The following is a 17,861-nucleotide window of genomic DNA, read 5'->3' on the forward strand; positions in this document are numbered from 1 at the left end:
CCGTCGCACGGGTGCGGCGGGGGAATCTGTCGGTCAGTCCGCAACGTAACCTTAGGCGGTGAGTTCCTGGCGGATCTTGTTCAGGGCGCTACCGGCGCTCACCCAGTCGATCTGGGCCTGGTTGTAGGTATGGGCTACCTCGAAGGTATCGGAAGTTCCGTCCGCGTGGTCGAGCTTGACCGTAAGGTTGCGGCCGGGGGCCATGGCGGCGAAGTCGGTGAGGCTCACCTTGTCGTCCTGCCGGACCTTCTCGTAATCGTCGGGGTTCACGAAGGTCAGGGCCAGCATGCCCTGCTTCTTGAGGTTGGTTTCGTGGATCCGGGCGAAGCTCTTCACCAGTACGGCGTGGACGCCCAGGAAGCGGGGCTCCATGGCGGCGTGCTCGCGGCTGGATCCTTCTCCGTAGTTCTCCTCACCGACTACGATCTGACCGATGCCGTTATCGCGGTAGGTAGTAGCACTGTCGGGGACGGCCATGTACTCGTCGGTGACGTAGTTGATCACCTCGTTGGTCTTCTCGTTGTAGGCGTTGATGGCGCCGATGAGGCAGTTCTGCGAGATGTTCTCCAGGTGACCGCGGTAGGTGAGCCAGGGGCCGGCCATCGAGATGTGGTCCGTGGTACACTTGCCCTTGGCCTTGATGAGGACGCGCATGTCCTGCACCTGATCCGACTGGATCGGCTTGAAGGGGTCGAGGAGCTGCAGGCGATCGCTGCTGGGGTCGACCTTCACCTCGATACCACTGCCGTCTTCGGCGGGGTCCTGGTAGCCGGCATCTCCGACATCGAAGCCTTTGGGGGGCAGCTCCACGCCGGTGGGTGGGTCAAGGCGTACTTCTTCGCCCCGCTCGTTGGTCAGCGTGTCGGTCAGCGGGTTGAACTTCATGCTACCGCTGATGGCCATGGCCGTGACGATCTCGGGGCTGGCCACGAAACCGCGCGTCTGCGGGTTGCCATCGTTGCGCTTGGCAAAGTTGCGGTTGAAGCTGGTGAGGATCGAGTTGGCGCGCTCGGGATCGTCTGTATGGCGGGCCCACTGGCCGATACAGGGGCCGCAGGCGTTGGCGAGCACTACGCCGCCGATCTCCTCGAAGGTATCAAGGATACCGTCGCGCTGTACCGTAAAGCGGATCTGCTCGGAGCCGGGGGTGACGGTGAATTCACTCTTCACCTTCAGTCCCTTCTGCTTGGCCTGCCGGGCGAGGCTGGCGGCGCGGTCGAGGTCCTCGTAGCTGGAGTTGGTGCAGCTGCCGATGAGGCCTACTTCGAGGACGGGGGGGAACTCGAACTTGTCTACGGCGGCGGCGAACTCGCTGATCGGGAAGGCGCGGTCCGGGGTATAGGGGCCGTTGATGTGCGGCTCCAGGGTACTCAGGTCGATCTCGATCACGCGATCGAAGTACTTTTCGGGGTTGGCGTAGCACTCATCGTCGCCGGTGAGGTGCTCGGCGATGCCGTCGGCCAGCTCGGCGACCTCGGTGCGGTCGGTGGCCTTCAGGTAGCGGCTCATGGCCTCGTCGTAGCCGAAAGTGGAGGTGGTGGCCCCGATCTCGGCACCCATGTTACAGATTGTACCCTTACCGGTACAGCTGAGGTTTCGGGCACCCTCGCCGAAGTACTCGACGATGGCTCCGGTACCGCCCTTGACGGTCAGGATACCGGCTACCTTCAGGATGACGTCCTTGGAGCTCGTCCAGCCGCTGAGCTTGCCGGTCAGCTTCACGCCGATCACCTTGGGCATCTTGAGCTCCCAGGGCATACCGGCCATCACGTCGACGGCGTCGGCACCACCCACGCCGATGGCAACCATACCGAGGCCGCCCGCATTGGGGGTGTGGCTATCGGTGCCGATCATCATACCGCCGGGGAAGGCGTAGTTCTCCAGTACGATCTGGTGGATAATACCGGCACCGGGCTTCCAGAAGCCGAGGCCGTACTTGTCGGAAACGGTGGAGAGAAAATCATAGACCTCCCGGTTCTGATCGTTGGCGCGGGCCAGGTCCTCGTCGGCCCCGTCCTCGGCCAGGATCAGGTGGTCACAGTGTACGGTAGAGGGAACGGCGACGTTGTCGCGGCCGGCCATCATAAACTGGAGCAGGGCCATCTGGGCGGTAGCGTCCTGCATAGCCACGCGGTCGGGCTGGAAGAATACATAATCCTTGCCGCGGCCGTACTGCCGCAGGGGGCTCTCGGGGTGTAGGTGGGTGTAGAGGATCTTTTCGGTAAGGGTCAGTGGTTTACCCAGTTTCTCACGCGCCTCGGCTACTTTGCCGGGTAGGTCCGCGTAGACTTTTTTGATCAGATCAATATCAAATGCCATAGTCAGCTGTGGTTTTTAGATTGGACTTCGTCGCTTTATTCATTGGGTTAACACCTTACCCCGGGAAAAAGTGAACAAATGTATGCGGATTCACCGACTAGTACATGGGGCAGCCGCAGTTGCCGGCGCGGCAACCGGCCAGCAGGAGGATGCAGATCAGTAGCAAAAAGTATATCGGGCGCACGTAGAGCGGTTTTCCGGCAATTTAAGGCATCCGGCGGGGACCGCGGGTGCCGGAAAAGGCTCGGGGCCAGGGTCAACCGGCTTCGAAGACAGCGGCCGCCTCTTCCCATCCTATCCGTATCACTTCCGGCTCGCCTTCCCCCCCGGACAGGTGGCCGGCGAACCCCTCCGGCAGCGTGAGTTGCCGCACCGGAAATTCTTTTCCGTCGATACTAATGGATTCTCCCCGGCAATCGATGAGGCTCGGGTCCAGGTAGAAGCCGCGTCCGTCCGCCTTCATGACCGCCTCCTTACGTGTCCAGAAGCGATAAAATTCCTCGCGGGGATTTTCCAGTCCGGTGAGGTAGGTATACTCCTCCGGGGTGAATACCCTGCGAAACTCGCGAAGGTCGATCTCCCCTACCCGCTCCACGTCAACGCCCACCCGGCCACACGCCCGGGCGGCCGCGCAGGCGACCAGGCCTTCGGTGTGCGAGATGTTGAAGTCGAACTGCGCCAAGCCGGGAAAATAGGGACGCCGGTAATCGTCGACGGCCAGTTCACCCAGGTCCGGGACCTCCCCCAGCACCCGCCTGCTGCACGTTCCCAGTAGCAGCCGGCCCAGCACCGATGCCTGCCGGTCCTGCCAGCGGCGGTATCTCTTCAGGGCGGTCCGCGACTCCGGCGGGAGCATCCCGAGCGTACGTTCCCAGAATACTTCGGGCCAACGGGACCCGTTTTCGCAGAGGGCTACGATCATGATCAACAAGGTAGCCACTCAGTATCTTTACCGACCATGCGCATTACCAGCGAGCAGACCTTTAACCATCCGGATTTTCTCGTGGTCGGTGCCGCCAAGAGTGGTACCACCAGTCTGCACCGCTACCTTACCCAGCATCCGCAGCTCTACCTGCCCGACGTGAAGGAAACCTGGTTTTACCATTCCTACGACAACCCCAACCAGTCGATCCATACCCTTCATCCCGGCCTCCTCCCCAGGAACCTGCCGGCGTACCTCGCCCTCTTCGAAGACGCAAGCCCGCAGCAACGCTGTGGGGAGATCACGCCGTCTTACCTGCAGTTCCCCGTGCGTACCATCCGCAATATTCAACGTTTCCATCCGCGATGGCAGGACCTGAGGATCGTGATGATTCTCCGCGAACCGATCGAAAAGCTCCTGTCCCACTACCAGTACGTGCACCGGAGAAACCTGGACCCGGAAGGACTAAATCTCTATGATTCCCTGAAGCGGGAACCGGAAAGGCGGGCCGACCCTGCGATGCCCACCGATGTTTTCTATCTGCAGAACAGCCTCTACGCCGTTGCCGTAGAGGCCTACCAGACCGCTTTCGAGCACGTCAGGATCTATCTTTACGATGACTTCAAAGCCGACCCCAATGCGGTACTCCACGATCTCCAGGGCTTTCTGGGCGTGGACCCGATAGCCCTGGAAACCACCAAATCCTATAATCGCTCCAGCCCACGCCGCCTGAGCCGCCATCCGTTGCTGGCTCAGGCCACCCGGCAGCTTCGCCCCCTTAAGCAAGTTCTCCCCCGCCCCCTGATCGACCGCCTCAAAGCGCTCACCACCCGGCCCGAGGGGATTGACCCGCGTGCGATAGCATTCCTGAAGCCGCTCGCGCGGGCGGACGTTCTCCGGTTGGAAAAGCTGTTGGACCGCGACCTCGGCCACTGGCTACGCCGCTACGAAACCGAAGGCTACTATCAGCCGGCCGACTGAGCCTGGGATGCGAGACAGGCCTCAACCACGGACACCAAGCGATCACGTACCGCCCCATCACGGGCCAGGTCGCGGTAGCGCGCCACCTTGCGCCGCAGTTCCGTCAACGTAAGCGCCTGCTCGATGCGGCCGGCTACGGCTTCCGGAGAATCGTCCCGCTCGCCCACCACCGCCAGGCCGTGGTAGCGCAGCCGGGCCGTGCAGCCGGGTTGGTCGTGCTTTCCTCCGGAATAGATCACCATGGGCACACCAAGGAATACGCACTCGTTGATGGTGCCGATCCCCGCGTGGTTGATACAGCAATCAACCCGGGTCAGCAAAGCGGTTTGCGGTACCCAGTCAAAATGGGCAACGTTTTCATTTTCCGTCACCGTTGGAAAATCGTTCTTGCCGCCCCCCGTCAGAATCAGAAACCAGTCCGGCCGGGAACGTACCGCCGCGGCAAAGAGCGTCGCCCGGTCCTGCCCCCCAGCCTGCATGGTGGTGGCGCTTGCGTAAATAATTTTTTTTCCCGCTGACCGGGCACCATCCACCATGGTCCGGAGGCGTCCGTCCACCATTTGCCAGTCCATCGCCCGGACCATCGGTCCCACGTAGTGGGTGTACCCCGGCACCGGGTAGGGAAAATCCATCTCCCGCAGCACGAAATGAAGGATAGGTACCTGCCGAAAGGTGATAGGCGGAGGCCAACCGGCCACGGTCAGCTTGTCGCTGTCGAACCCCGCCCGCCGCGCCTGATCCAGTAGTATGGACCTGCGATCCTGCCAGCCGGCCCACCCGCTCCACTGTCGTAGACCCGGCCCGTGCCCGGATGCCTTCGCTTCGGCCGCTCCGGGCGGCCGGTCGACGGTTAGCGGCGGCATGTGTTCCATAAAAACGTTCTGAAACCAGGGACTTACTAAAAGATAGGGCACGCCGGCAGCGTGGGTGGTCAAGACATACTCGTGCAACTCCAGGTCGACCAGGACGATGTCCGGGCGGATACGGGCCAGCAGATCCCGGTAGGGTGCCTGCGCTAGTGCCTGGATAGCCTGGTGGCGGTAGCCTGAAAAACCAACGGTGCCCGCTACGAGACGAATGACGGGGTGCAGACGGGCCAGTTTCGGCACGAGCCGGCGTTGCCGGGCAGGCAAGGCGTGAAATTCCTCGATGTGGGGGCCCAGCTTATTTTTCACCTGCAGGGGTGAGGCGTAATGCACCGTGTGCCCCGCCTTGCTCAGTCGACGGGCGGCTTCATCGGTTGCGTGCAACAGGCCCGTCAGGCCGGAAGCGACGATGAGGACCGTGCTCACACCCGCTGCTTGTCAAGGTACGCTTCGATCCGCCCCACCACCTCGGATACGTAGGGCGGGTCAAGCACGGTACGGTGCCCCGCCTCCGTATCCACCACTTCCAGCCGCTCGCCGATGTGCTTCTCCCACCGCTCCATGAAGGTGTCCACGTCGGGGCGCAGCCGGAAATCCCGGCTGCGGAAGAGCAGGATCCCGTGGGGGTACTGCGGCCACGTGTAGTCATAGAATGCCATCCGCAGGTCGTACTTGAGCCGGTCGGCCAGCACGGCGTTGCGCCGGGTCGGGGTGTCGGCCGCGGGCAGCCAGTCGTGGATGAACTGGTTAGTCGCCCGCCGGTACTTGCCCCGCCGCAGCAGCGCCAGGTACCACAGCGCGGACCCCGGTCGGCGAAAGGTGTACGGGCTCGCGACGTGCCTGCCCTCCGAGGGTCCGGTATCGATCGCTACGATCACGGGCGGTTGGCGGCCCGCGGCGATCAGTTGCCGGCCCATTTCCAGGCAAACGGCCGCGCTGTAGCAGTAGGAGATCAGGATGAGGGGGTCCTCGGTCCAGACCGTGGCGATCTCTTCCAGGTACCGGCTGGCCATTTCCGGGATGGACAAGGCCGCCTCTTCCCCTACGTTATCGACCGCGGCCTGCAGGGCGTACATGGGCCGGTCCCGGTCGAGCACCTCACTCATGGGCTGGTACATCAGCACGTGCCCCAGTCCCCCGTGGAAGCAGAAGACCGGGGCCTTTTTGCCCCCGGACCGCAGTGGGACAAGGTGCTGCCAGTCGGGGCCCGCCCCCCCGCCGTCCACCTGCCCGGCGAGTTGCCGGATGGTGCGGTGGGTCAGCAATAAACTGGGGGGAAGCCGCTTGCCGGTCGTTTCCTCGATCCGGGAGAACATGCGGATCGCCTGCAGCGACGTACCGCCCAGTTCAAAGAAGTCCGCGTTGACCCCGATGGGGGACCGGCCGAGTAGTTTCTCCCAGATATCACGCAACGTAAGCTGGCTCGGGTTGCCTGGCGGCTCGTAGGCCGCGGTACCGGATGCTTGTCCCCTGGGAAGCTCCGGCCGTACCGGCGGATCGCTCTGTTCCAGCAAGTCACGGCCCTGGGCTACCGACCCGATCAGCCGTTGCAGCTCCTCCAACACCCACCGCGCCGTTTCCCCGCCAATGGCTGCTGCGTAGCGAACGAAGATCGTCCAGTTACCCCGCGGCAGCACCGTCACCGTCAGCGGAAAGTTGGAGGTAAGCCCCCCTTCCAGGATTTCTGCCTCCACGCCCCCGCCGGCCAGTTCCTCCCAGGGGTAGTTCTGGACGATCAGGAGGCTGTCGTAGGGCATCCGTCCGTCGGCCCAGGGGGTCCAGGCGCCTATCTGCTCGGGGCTGACGTACTGATGGGCGGAGTCGCGGCCATTCTGCCGGTGCATCTCCGCCACGGCTTCCCGCCAGGATCCTTCCGCGGGCGTACGTTTGGGAAGGACACCGGCGTACATGCCTACGCCATCCATCAGCCCCGGCACTTCCGCGGGCCGCCCGCTCACGGTGGTGCCGAAACAGACGGTGTCCTGCTCCACGAGCCGACCGAGTATCCGGCCGTACAGGTACTGCAGGGCGGCGGTCGGGGTGGCGCGCAGCTCGCGGCAGGCACGCTCGAAGGTATTCGCTACGCCGGGCTCCAGCTCCCCCGATAATTCTTCCCGCGTACCAGTGTCCCCCCCCACGGTGGTCGGTCCGGGCAGGTGGCTAAGCTTGTCCGTCCAGTATGCCGCGTCGGCGCTTCCGTCGCGCCCGGCGAGCCACCGCAGGTAGTGGGATTCCGGGGCCGGAGCCGGCAGGTCCGCGGTCCCCCCTTCCACTTCGGCGCGGTAGATCGCCATCAGGTCACGCAGTACGACCCCGCTCGACCAGCCATCCAGCAGGATGTGGTGAACGGTCCATAGGACTAGGTGATGGTCTTCACTCAACCGGATCAGCCGGAAACGCGTGCTCGGTGCGGCAGTCAGGTCGATACCCTGCCGGCGGTCCGTCTCGCGCAGGTCCCGCATCCGTTGGGTGACATCCTCCCGCTGTGCGTCCGACCAGTCCACCGTTTCCAGCTGCAGGTCTGCGTGCGGGTGGACTACCCAGACCGGCTTCGAGACCTTTTTCCAGTGTACCGTGGCCCGCAGCGCGGCGTGCCGGCCCTGCACCTGCGTCAGCGCCCGGCGAAAGGCCGCCCCGTCCAGCGGTCCGGTCAGTCGCAGGGTAGTCTGCACCAGGCCCTCGTCCCGGGCTGGATCGGTCAGGTGATGGAAGAGCATGGCCTTCTGCATTTCCCGCAGGGGGTGTACCGCTTCGATCTTGGGTTGACTTACCGTATTCATTTGCTATCTGTTTGCCGCTGCGTCACAGCCCAAGTTCGTCCATGAGCCCTTCCAGGTCGTCTTCACTGATTCCCGCGTCCGGAAAATCGGAAGCGGTCAGCCGGCGTCCATCCCGCTCCAGGCAATGGGCGACAATCGCGCGGATCTCCTCCTCCATTTTCTTCAGCAGGCGGGCCACCGTGGCGGGACGGTGCAGTTCCGTCGAGAACGACCAGTCGATCCGCAGCGCTCCGTCCGCTACGCTCACGTTGAGCTCCCACGTCCGGTTGACTTCGCCCTCGGGGGCCCGGAGCCCGTCGGTCAGGAAAGCGACCGATGTATACGGATCCTGCCTGGGGGCCGCCGTGGCCCCCAGGTAGTTGAAGTAGATGCCCGCGTCGCCGGTCAGCTCGTTAGCCCCCTGCAGGTACCGCAGTACCCCGTAGCCGACACCCTGCTGCGGCAGCGCCCGCAACCGGTCCTTGACGTCGACAATCGAGGTTTCCGGGGATTCCGGGTCCCGCAGGTCGAAGCGGAGCGGAAAGGAGGCGGTCAGCCAGCCCACCGTCCCGGAAAAGTCCAGCCCGGCAGCGCCCGGGATCCGGCCGTATCGTTCGAGGTTGAGGCAGTATCCGTCGCCACCGGGGTGTTCCCCGGCCAGCGTGCGCAGCAGGGCCGTCAGGATCAGTTCCTCGGGTTTGGTACCGTAGGCTTCGTTGGCCGCCGTGAGCAAGCTGCTGGTCACGGATCCGTCTACGCTGCCCGTCAGGGTGTGAATACTCTCCTGACGCACCGGCAGGCTCCCCGGCAGCTCCGTGGGGAGCGGTGACCCCTGCTGCCGGGCCCAGTATTCGAGCTCGGCACCAAAACGGTCCTGCTCGGCCCACTCCCGGGTCTGCTGTGTCCACCGGTGATAGGTTGCCGGGCCCGCGGGATGCGGTGAACCGTTCAATTCCGCGGCAAATTCGGCAAACAACTGGTGCCACGACACCACGTCCACCACCAGGTGGTGCGCCCAGAGGATCACGGTGTCGTCCGCTTGGAAGTGGTACACCCGAAAGAGGGGATCCCGCGCGAGGTCTACTCCCCGCTGCTCGCGTTCCAGCCACTCCGCCAATGGGTCAGGCAGCTTGTCCAGCGCGTAGTACCTGGGGGCCTCACCGGCGGGTCGGATCAGGGCGGTCCACCCCTCCTCTCCCCGCGAAAACTGCTGCCGTAATCCTTCGTGCCGGGCCTCCAGTCGGGCCGCCGCACGGGCGACTGCCGTGGCGTCCGCGGCCTCCGGTGTCAGCGTGATCCGCCAGGCGTGATTCCAGTAGTAGGGGGCTACCGTATGCTCGGAGAAGAACCACCGCTGTATCGGGGTGAGACCGACCGGACCGGAGTAGGCTTCCCGCGGAGCGACCTCCCCGCCCGTACTGCGGGCTACCCGCGCCAGTTCGCGCACGCTCTGGTGATCGAAGATGGCGGTGGCTTCGAACTCGATCCCCGCCGCCCGGGCCCGCGACAGCAACTGTATACTCGTCACGGAATCACCGCCGAGGGCGAAGAAGCTGTCCCTGACGCCCGCCGATGCGTCGCCCAGCAATTCACGGAAAATGGACAGTAGCCGCTCCTCCGTTTCGTTTTCCGGATGGGCGTCCGCAGCGTCACGTAGCGTCGGGGAAGGCCCCGCTGCCGGCAGGCGCCCAGTATCCACCTTTCCGTTCGGCAACCGGGGCATCTCGCCCAGTAGTCTGATCCGGGCCGGCACCATATAGGCTGGCAAGTCCTCCCCGAAGGTGGTGCGGATCCGCTGGGCATTCAGTGCTTCGTCACCGACGGCGTAGGCGATCAGCCGGCGACCCGCTCCGTCGAGGATCACCTCCGCCTCGCGCACCCCTGGGTAGGACAGGAGACGCTGGCGGATGGACTCCAGTTCGATCCGGTACCCCCGTACCTTCACCTGCCGGTCTTTCCGCCCGAGGAACAGCAGGGCGCCGTCCGCCCGCCACTGCCCGAGATCACCGGTTCGGTATATGCGCTCCGTACGGCCGTCCGGTAATTGCAGGGTACCGAATTTCGTGGCCGTGAGTTGCGGCGCATCGTGGTATCCTTCGGTCAGGCCGGCGCCCGCTACGCATATCTCTCCCACGGCACCGTCGGGTACCAGCCCGTAGCGGTCGTCGGTCAGATAGATCCGGTAGCCGGGTACGGCCCGCCCGACGGGTACGCGGCCATCCGCGGCATCGGCAGGCTGCAACGCGCAGGCGGTACACCACACCGTGGTTTCCGTAGGCCCGTACTCGTTGAACAGCCGTACCCCGGGCAGGGTAGCGTGGTGGTGGCGTACGAGGTCGGCCGTACACGCCTCCCCGGCCACGATCACCGTATGCAGGTCGGTCAGATCGTCCCGGCGGGCCGTGTCGAGCAAGGCCCGGTAGAGGGTCGGCAACATGAGCGTGTGGGTGACTCCGTAGCGGTGAATGGTCCTCCCCAGTTCGACCATGTCCTGCTCCGCCCGCTCCCGGGCGATCAGCAGGGTACCGCCGCCCGTAAGCGTCCAGAACAACCCGACCACCGAGGAATCGAAGGAGAAAGAGGAGAGCAACAAAAAGGTCGTGGGCGGGTCTCCGTACACCTGCTCCCGGGCGGCGGTGCTGTGGTACAGGTTGCGGTGACTGACCCGCACCCCCTTCGGCGTTCCGCTGCTGCCGGAGGTGTAGATGAGATAAGCCGGCAGATCAGGATCGTCCGGCAGCGGACCCGCAGGAAGGGGCGCACCGGCGGAGTCGGCAGGCGAGAGGAATTCTACCTCTCCCAGTTGTGCATCCGGTTCGCCGTCCGTGATTACGATCCGCGCTCCGGCATCCGCGACCATAAAGGCGAGGCGGCGTACCGGGTACGCCGGGTCCAGGGGCAGGTAGGCGGCTCCCAGTAGCCAGCAGGCGTATACGGCAATCGGAAAGTCACCCGTGCGCCCGAGGTGCAAGCCGACGACCTCGCCGGGCCGTACGCCCCGCCGCTTCAGTTCTCCGGCCAGGCGGCGGGCTCGATCGTCCAGGGATGCGTAGGTCACGGTATCGCCTCCGGTCCGCACCGCCGTGGCCTGCGGCCGTTCCCGGATGGCGGCCGCGATACCGGCGGCCACGGTAGGGGGCTGCTGTGCAACGCGGTCGGGCGGCGCGGCGAGCCGTTCAATGGCCTCGGGAGCCAGCAGGGTCAGCTGATCCAGGGCCGCGTCCGGCTGTTCGCTGACCGTTGACAGGATCGCTTCCAGCTGGTTTACCATACGGTACACGTGATCCCGGGTAAACAGGTCGGTGGCGTATTCGAATACCACCGTCAGGTCGTCTTCCGCTTCGGCCACGTAAAGGGTAAGGTCGAACTTGGTAACGCCCAGGTCCAGCATGCGGTGCGTCCACCTGAGGTCGCCGGCGAAGGGGGGCGGTGGCTCCACCTTGTGGGTAATGAGCATGGCCTGGAAAAGTGGATTCGCTCCCCGTACCCGTTCGGGGTTAACGGCCCGGACGATGCGGTCAAAGGGGGCCTGCTTGTGCTGAAATGCGGCCAGCAACACCTCGCCGGCCTGCTGGAGCAATTCCGTAAAGGTGGCGGCCCGGTCGGTATGCCCCCGGAGCACGACCGTCTCGTTGAAGAACCCGATCAGGTGCTCGGTGTCCTGCCGGTCGCGGGTCGTGATGGGGGTTCCCACGAGCAGGTCCTCCTGCCCGGTCTGGCGGGTCAGCAACAACCAGTAGGCGGCCAGGAAGTACGTGAAGGTCGTGATGCCCCGTTCGCGGCACTGCCGGCGGATCCGGCTGGCGAGCGCGGCGGGCAGGCGATGTTCCAGGAACTGTCCGCGAAAAGATTGCTGCGCGGGGCGCACGTGGTCCGTCGGCAGGTCCAGCAGCGCGGGGGCGTCCGCCAGTTGCTCCGCCCAGTAGGCGAGCGCTCCGGCGTTGTCGGCCCCACGCTGACGGACCGCAAAGGGACCGTACTGTAGCGGAAGGGGAGGCAGGTGCGCAGCGGATCCTCCGTCGTAGAGCCGGACCACTTCTTCCCGCAGCCGGGCCATGGAGGCCTTGTCGGTGACGATGTGGTGCATCACGATCAGCAGCACGTGGTGGCGCGCATCGCGCCGCCACAGGACCACCCGCACTAGGGGGCCCCGTTCCAGGTCGAAGGGCGCCCGGGACCGGCTGAGTAACGCTTCGTCGGTGAGTGGACGGCCGGCCAGGTCGATCGCCTCGTAGGCGTAGTCGGGGGTAGGCCGGGAACGCTGCCGTACCGTTCCCGCCGCGTCGGTGAAGAATACCGAGCGTAGGATCTCGTGACGCTCGACGACCGTCGTGAGGGCCTGCCGCAGCCGTTCCGCATCGAGGTCGCCGTGCAGGTCGTAGGCTTCGGCGTAGTTGTAAAAGGGATTGTCGGGATATAATTCGGCCAGCGACCAGAGGCGGGCCTGTCCGTAACTCAGGGGATAGTCACCGACGGCAGCCTCCGGCGACTCGGTAGCCGGGGTTGGTTTTCGGTTGCGCCAACGCTGCAGCAGAGATAATTTACTCATGGGTTGAACGTACGTTAGCCGAGGAGTTGCCGGATGAGGGTCACCACGGGTATGTCGACGTCAAAGAAGCGCTCGATGAACCAGTACAGTGCGATCACGATCAGCAGCACCGAACCACCGATCAGCAGGTAGCGGTAAAAAGCCGTTCGGCGCAGGAGGTAAAGCACCGGAAAGAGCAATAGGATGATGAGCACTTGCGCCAGCTCGACGCCGAGGTTGAAGCCGAGCAGCGACAGGGTCATGAATTCATTCTGCAGCCCCACCTCCCTCAGCACGCTGGCGAAGCCGAAGCCGTGAAAGAGGCCGAACACAAACGCGATGATCACCCCGTCGTTATGGAACAGCGGCCGCAGGTTGTGCGCGGCGGCCAGCGCGATGGAAAGGGCGATCAGGGATTCCACCAGGTAGCCGGGCAGCTCCACCAGCCCGAGCGCGGACAGGCTAAGCGTGATCGTGTGGGCAATGGTGAAGAAGGTGACAATCTTGAGTACGTAGAAAAGGGCCGGCTTGAAGCGGTCTACGGGCTGCCAGATACTGCCCGCCCAGGCGGAGCTACCGCCCAACGCGACCGAGCCGGCCGCCCCGACCGCAGCCCGCGGCTCGCGCCGCGTGACCACCGCCGGCAAGAGGAGGGCGATGAGGAAGAGGATGTGGTCCAGGCCGATGTAGATGTGGTACATGCCGCTGACGGTCATGGCGCGAAATCCCTTCCAGACTGAGGTATCGCTCAGGTCCAGTTCCTTGGGTCCCGCGTCCCCCGGACCGAACCGCAGGCTGATCTGCGCCTCGTTGTTGTGCACGCCGGCCAGCCAGTTGTACTGCACCAGGGCGAAGGTGCGGTGGGTTTCGTCCACGTCGAAAATGGGATTGAACCGCACGTCCAGTTTGACGGGCACCTCCCCCATATTGCCAAGGATGAAATCTTGGGCGATCACGTGCCCGTCGCGGATGGCAAAAGTTTTCACCTGGTCGGTCCAGCTCACCGGATGGTTGCCGTAGCGGGAATCCACGGCGAAGCGCTCGTCCAGGTACGCGCGGATGCGCGGCAGGTAGGGTGCCAGCTCTTCCTTGGTGATGCCCCGGGCAAGGTCAAGGTCCAGCGCTTCATTCAGGTCGTCGGTAGTGACCTGGATCGTTCCGTTGATGGAGTCCTGCAGTACCCGGAAGTAGACGTAGCTCTGGTTGGCGACGTGGGCCCGGGCGGTGTGCGGCACCAGCAGCGCGGCCCCGAAAAGCACCGCGATCGCCAGTGTGAAACAGGTTCCCGGGGCGGGGCGAAATTTTCTTAGTAGTGAGTCAAAAATCAATGTGTACATCGGTGAGTTTGTAAGCGCAGTACCCGCTAGTATACGACCGGGGAAGGGAATCAGATTTTCCCGTTCTGAAAAACCGCGGGGGCAATGACTAAATAGCGGCCAACACAATCGGTTTACAAGTTAGCTTCCAGGCCCCGCAGCGGACGCCCGTTCGTTCCCCCAAAACCAACTACCTTATTCACCGTTAAAACCATCATCGAGCGACAGGAAAAACCGCCGACGCATATTTAACGAATGTTAGTTCGGACCAACTGACACTCACACCCGCTCCCCGGCGAGCCGGAAACATACACTATCAGGATTTGATGCTCACCTCTTCCGCAACACTTGTGCTCTCCAGCGACGCTGTCGAAGCCACCGTCCGCCATCATGGACTGGATCAAACGCTGGCGCTGCTGGTCGACCGCCTCGAGGAGGCTATGGTCCGCCATGACTCCGCGCGGACCGTTACGCCCGCCCGCAGCGGCTTCAATTACGAACGTCCCCACCCGGGGCTCGTGGAGTGGATGCCCATCCACGAGCTCGGCCGCGACATCACCATCAAGGTAGTCGGTTACCACCCCAAAAACCCCGCTACCTTCGGACTGCCGACCATCGTGTCCACGATCTCGGCCTACGATACGGCCACCGGCCACCTGAGCTGCCTCATGGATGGCGTGCTGCCCACGGCTCTGCGCACCGCCGCCGCTACGGTGATCGCCACCCGTCGCTTCGCCCGCCCCGACAGTCGCACCCTGGGGCTCATCGGCTGCGGCGCGCAGGCGGTGGCCCACGTGCACGCCCTTTCCCGCTACTACGATTTCGACCGCATCCTGGTCCACGACGTCTCCGAGCCGGCGGCCCGTAGCCTCCGCGAACGCTGCGCCGCCTTCGGCGCCGCGCAACCGGAAGTGTGCGACCCGGCCGAGATCCTGCGGGAGTCGGACATCCTGCTGACCGCCACCTCCGTGGACGTCGGCGGGGGTCCGCTCTTCGGCGACCTGCCGCACCGGCCCCACCTCCACGTGAATGCGATCGGCTCCGACTTTCCCGGCAAGACGGAGCTCCCGCTCTCCCTGCTGCGCCGGGCGTACGTCTGCCCGGACTTCCGGCCGCAGGCGGTGATCGAGGGCGAGTGCCAGCGGCTCCAACCGGAAGAGATCGGCGACGATATCGTGGCCGTCTGTCAGGACCCCAAGGCCTACGCCCACCTCCGCAATCGGCTTACGGTATACGACTCCACCGGCTGGTCGTTGCAGGACCAGGTGGCCCTGCGCCTCTTCGCCGAGCTGGCCGGTGAGCTGGGCCTCGGGGAGTACCTCGAGATCGAGAATACGGGCGGCGCCGCCAACAACCCCTACGAATTTCTGGGAGCGGACATCGCCCCGGTGCCCGTCCTGACCGTCGAAACCACCCGGCCCGCATGAAGAACCGTCACGAAGCCCCCATCAACTTTACGCTCCCCCAGGCCTACCTCGACTACAAGCAGGAAGTGATCGACTTCGCCCGCCGCGCGTTCGGCGACGATGACGTGATCGCCCGCGACGCCGCCGGCACCTTCAACCGGGAGGCCTGGAAAACGTGCGCCGACTTCGGCATCCAGGCCCTGGCCGCCCCGGCCGCCTACGGCGGACAGCGGGAGGAGATCGACGTCTTCCGCTCCGTGGTCGCGATGGAGGGACTGGGCTACGCCTGCCACGACACCGGCCTGGTGCTCGGCCTCAACGCCCAGATGTGGGCGGTGCAGGTGACCATCAGCCTATTCGGTACCGAGGCGCAGAAGGCGAAGTACCTGCCGCGGCTCGTCCGGGGCGAGATCATCGGCTGCCACGCCCTGACCGAAGCCGAAAGCGGCTCCGACGTATTCACGCTGCAGACCACCGCCGAGCGCGTGGCGGGGGGCTACCGCCTTAACGGCGGCAAGCGGCTCGTGACCCTGGCCCCCGTCGCGGACCTCGCCGTGGTCTTTGCCAATACCGCGCCGGAGCGCGGCAAGTGGGGCATCACGGCCTTCCTCGTCGATCGCGACACCCCGGGCTACACCGCGAGCCCCAACCGCAAGAAGATGGGCCTGCGCACGGCGCCCTTCGGGGAAATTACTTTCGAGGACTGCTTCGTGCCCGAAGAAAACCGCATCGGCAAGGAAGGCAGCGGCTTCAGCATCTGCAACCATTCGCTGGAGTACGACCGCTGCTGTATCCTGTCCGGCAAGCTCGGCACCATGCAGCGGCAGCTGGAGGAGGCCGTAACATTCGCCCGGCAGCGTAAGCAGTTCGGCAAATCCATCGGCGAATTCCAGTCGGTTTCCAACCGGATCGCCGACATGCGGATGCGCATCGAGATCTCGCGGCTGCTCCTCTACCGCCTGGCCTCACTGAAGCTGAACGGACAGCCCACCATGGCCGAATCGAGCATGCTGAAGCTCTACCTGAGCGAGGCCTTCGTGGAATCCAGCCTGGACGCCATCCGCATCGGCGGGGGCAACGCCTACCTCACTGACTTCGGTACCGAGCGCGACCTCCGCGACGCCGTCGGCGGCGTGCTGTACGCGGGCACCTCCGACATCCACCGCAACATCATCGCCCAATTCAGCGGCTTGGCATGACGGATTATCTCCTCTTTCACGCCGTCGACCGGCACGCTTCCGCCTCCCCGGATCGCCCCGCCTTCCGCTGCGGCGGACGGTCGCTCACCTACGCCGCCTTCGCCGAGCGCACCAACCGACTGGCCAACCTGCTCCTGCAGCGGGGCGTCCGCCGCGGCGACCGCATCGGCATCTACTTGCCGCGTTCGCTGGAATCGGCGGTCGCCGTCCACGGTATCCTGAAGGCCGGCGCCGCCTACGTGCCCCTCGACCCGGAGGCACCCGTAGCCCGGACCCGTCAGCTGATCCAGGATTGCGGCATCCGGGTACTGATCCTTGCACCTGCGCTCCGCCGCAACTTCCCCGCCCTGCTGGCCGCTCCCTCGCCCGTCACCCTGGCCCTGGGAGCCGAAACCGAGCACGCCGAGAGCCTGTCCTGGGAGGCGCTGGACACCGTACCCGCCACCGCCCCCGGCCTGCGGCTGCTCGGCGGCGACCTCGCCTACGTGATGTACACCAGCGGCTCGACCGGGGCCCCGAAGGGCATCATGCATACCCACGCGTCCGGACTGGCGTATGCCCGCCTGTCGGCCGACCTCTACGGCGTGCGGCCCGACGACGTGATCGGCAACCACTGCGCCCTCCACTACGACATCTCGACCTTCGGCTACTTTACCGGCCCCCGGGCCGGCGCGACCACCGAGATCGTGACCGACGCCCACACCAAATTCCCGACGAGCCTGCTCAAGCTGATCGAGGAGGCCGGAATTACGATCTGGTACAGCGTGCCGCTGGCGCTGCTGCAGCTGCTCCGCTCCCCCACCCTCGCCGACCGGGACCTCTCGGCCCTGCGGTGGGTACTTTTCGGCGGGGAAGTGTTCGCCCCGCGCCACCTCCGCACCCTGATGGAGCACGCCCCGAATGCCCGGGCCAGCAACGTCTACGGACCGGCGGAAGTGAACCAGTGCACCTACTACCACCTGGATACGCCCCCGGCGGACGACGAGCCCCTGCCCCTTGGCGAGGTCTGGCCGGACACCGAATCCTTAATCCTCGACGCCGACGACCGGGAGGTCGGGCCCGGTACCGTCGGTGAGCTGCTCATCCGCAGCGCCACCCGCATGCGCGGGTACTGGGCCCGGCCCGACCTGACCGTGCGGGGCCTCTACCACCGCGAACGCATCCCCGGCAACCGGGAAACCTTTTACCGGACCGGGGATATGGTCTACGCGGGCGACGACGGCCTGCTGCGCTTCGTCGGCCGCAAGGACCGGCAGGTGAAGGTCCGCGGGCACCGCGTGGAACTGGAGGAAGTGGAAGCCGTGCTCGCCGCCCTCACCGGCGTGGGCGAGGCGGCCGTGTACGCCCGCGACGTCGGCGACAACGAACGGACCATCGAGGCCCTGGTGGTCCCCGAACCCGGACACGCGGCCGATCCAGCGGCGTGGATCGCCGCCATGGCCGACCAGCTGCCCCCCCATACCGTACCCGCACGCATCGACCTCGTCGACGCGCTGCCCCGCAACGATGCGGGAAAGATCGACCGCCTGGCCATCCGGGCCGCGGTGGCCAAAAGCCTTACCTGA

General features: G+C 65.0%; 10 protein-coding genes. 4 read left to right on the forward strand and 6 right to left on the reverse strand.

Annotated features, from left to right (window positions below; genetic code table 11):
- Nucleotides 1–51 precede the first annotated feature (51 nt).
- Nucleotides 52–2,319 carry an aconitate hydratase gene (locus DQG19_RS06325; RefSeq protein ID WP_116125396.1) on the reverse strand — a complete coding sequence of 756 codons (2,268 nt, stop codon included), beginning with the start codon at nucleotides 2,317–2,319 and terminating at the stop codon, nucleotides 52–54.
- Between the two features lie 256 nt (nucleotides 2,320–2,575).
- Nucleotides 2,576–3,241, reverse strand: coding sequence for a 4'-phosphopantetheinyl transferase family protein (locus DQG19_RS06330; RefSeq protein ID WP_116125397.1), 666 nt, complete (start codon nucleotides 3,239–3,241; stop codon nucleotides 2,576–2,578).
- Nucleotides 3,242–3,277: 36 nt separating this feature from the next.
- Between DQG19_RS06330 and DQG19_RS06335 the strand changes: the two genes are divergently transcribed.
- On the forward strand, nucleotides 3,278–4,222 hold the full coding sequence (locus tag DQG19_RS06335; RefSeq protein ID WP_116125398.1) for a sulfotransferase: 945 nt from the start codon (nucleotides 3,278–3,280) through the stop codon (nucleotides 4,220–4,222).
- Here DQG19_RS06335 and DQG19_RS06340 read toward each other — a convergent pair.
- Genes DQG19_RS06340 through DQG19_RS06355 form a run of 4 tightly spaced genes read right to left on the reverse strand, consistent with a single transcriptional unit; the run spans nucleotide 4,207 to nucleotide 13,712 of the window.
- On the reverse strand, nucleotides 4,207–5,514 hold the full coding sequence (locus DQG19_RS06340) for a glycosyltransferase (protein ID WP_116125399.1): 1,308 nt from the start codon (nucleotides 5,512–5,514) through the stop codon (nucleotides 4,207–4,209). The two genes, DQG19_RS06335 and DQG19_RS06340, sit on opposite strands and share 16 nt — an antisense overlap.
- Nucleotides 5,511–7,868 carry a condensation domain-containing protein gene (locus DQG19_RS06345; RefSeq protein WP_116125400.1) on the reverse strand — a complete coding sequence of 786 codons (2,358 nt, stop codon included), beginning with the start codon at nucleotides 7,866–7,868 and terminating at the stop codon, nucleotides 5,511–5,513. The genes DQG19_RS06340 and DQG19_RS06345 overlap by 4 nt, the downstream gene beginning before the upstream one ends.
- A gap of 22 nt (nucleotides 7,869–7,890) precedes the next feature.
- Nucleotides 7,891–12,396 carry a non-ribosomal peptide synthetase gene (locus DQG19_RS06350; RefSeq protein WP_116125401.1) on the reverse strand — a complete coding sequence of 1,502 codons (4,506 nt, stop codon included), beginning with the start codon at nucleotides 12,394–12,396 and terminating at the stop codon, nucleotides 7,891–7,893.
- A gap of 14 nt (nucleotides 12,397–12,410) precedes the next feature.
- A complete protein-coding gene (locus DQG19_RS06355; RefSeq protein ID WP_116125402.1) occupies nucleotides 12,411–13,712 on the reverse strand; it encodes a HupE/UreJ family protein in 1,302 nt (433 codons plus the stop codon).
- A gap of 305 nt (nucleotides 13,713–14,017) precedes the next feature.
- On the opposite strand from DQG19_RS06355, the gene DQG19_RS06360 reads away from it, so the two are divergent.
- Genes DQG19_RS06360 through DQG19_RS06370 form a run of 3 tightly spaced genes read left to right on the forward strand, consistent with a single transcriptional unit; the run spans nucleotide 14,018 to nucleotide 17,861 of the window.
- Nucleotides 14,018–15,118 carry an ornithine cyclodeaminase family protein gene (locus DQG19_RS06360; RefSeq protein WP_116125403.1) on the forward strand — a complete coding sequence of 367 codons (1,101 nt, stop codon included), beginning with the start codon at nucleotides 14,018–14,020 and terminating at the stop codon, nucleotides 15,116–15,118.
- Complete coding sequence (locus tag DQG19_RS06365; RefSeq protein WP_116125404.1) at nucleotides 15,115–16,296, forward strand: acyl-CoA dehydrogenase family protein; 1,182 nt, start codon at nucleotides 15,115–15,117, stop codon at nucleotides 16,294–16,296. Before DQG19_RS06360 ends, DQG19_RS06365 begins: the two co-directional genes overlap by 4 nt.
- On the forward strand, nucleotides 16,293–17,861 hold the full coding sequence (locus DQG19_RS06370) for an amino acid adenylation domain-containing protein (RefSeq protein WP_116125405.1): 1,569 nt from the start codon (nucleotides 16,293–16,295) through the stop codon (nucleotides 17,859–17,861). The genes DQG19_RS06365 and DQG19_RS06370 overlap by 4 nt, the downstream gene beginning before the upstream one ends.

Origin of the sequence: Lewinella sp. IMCC34183 (assembly GCF_003390915.1) — a bacterium.
Taxonomy (GTDB): Bacteria; Bacteroidota; Bacteroidia; order Chitinophagales; family Saprospiraceae; genus Neolewinella.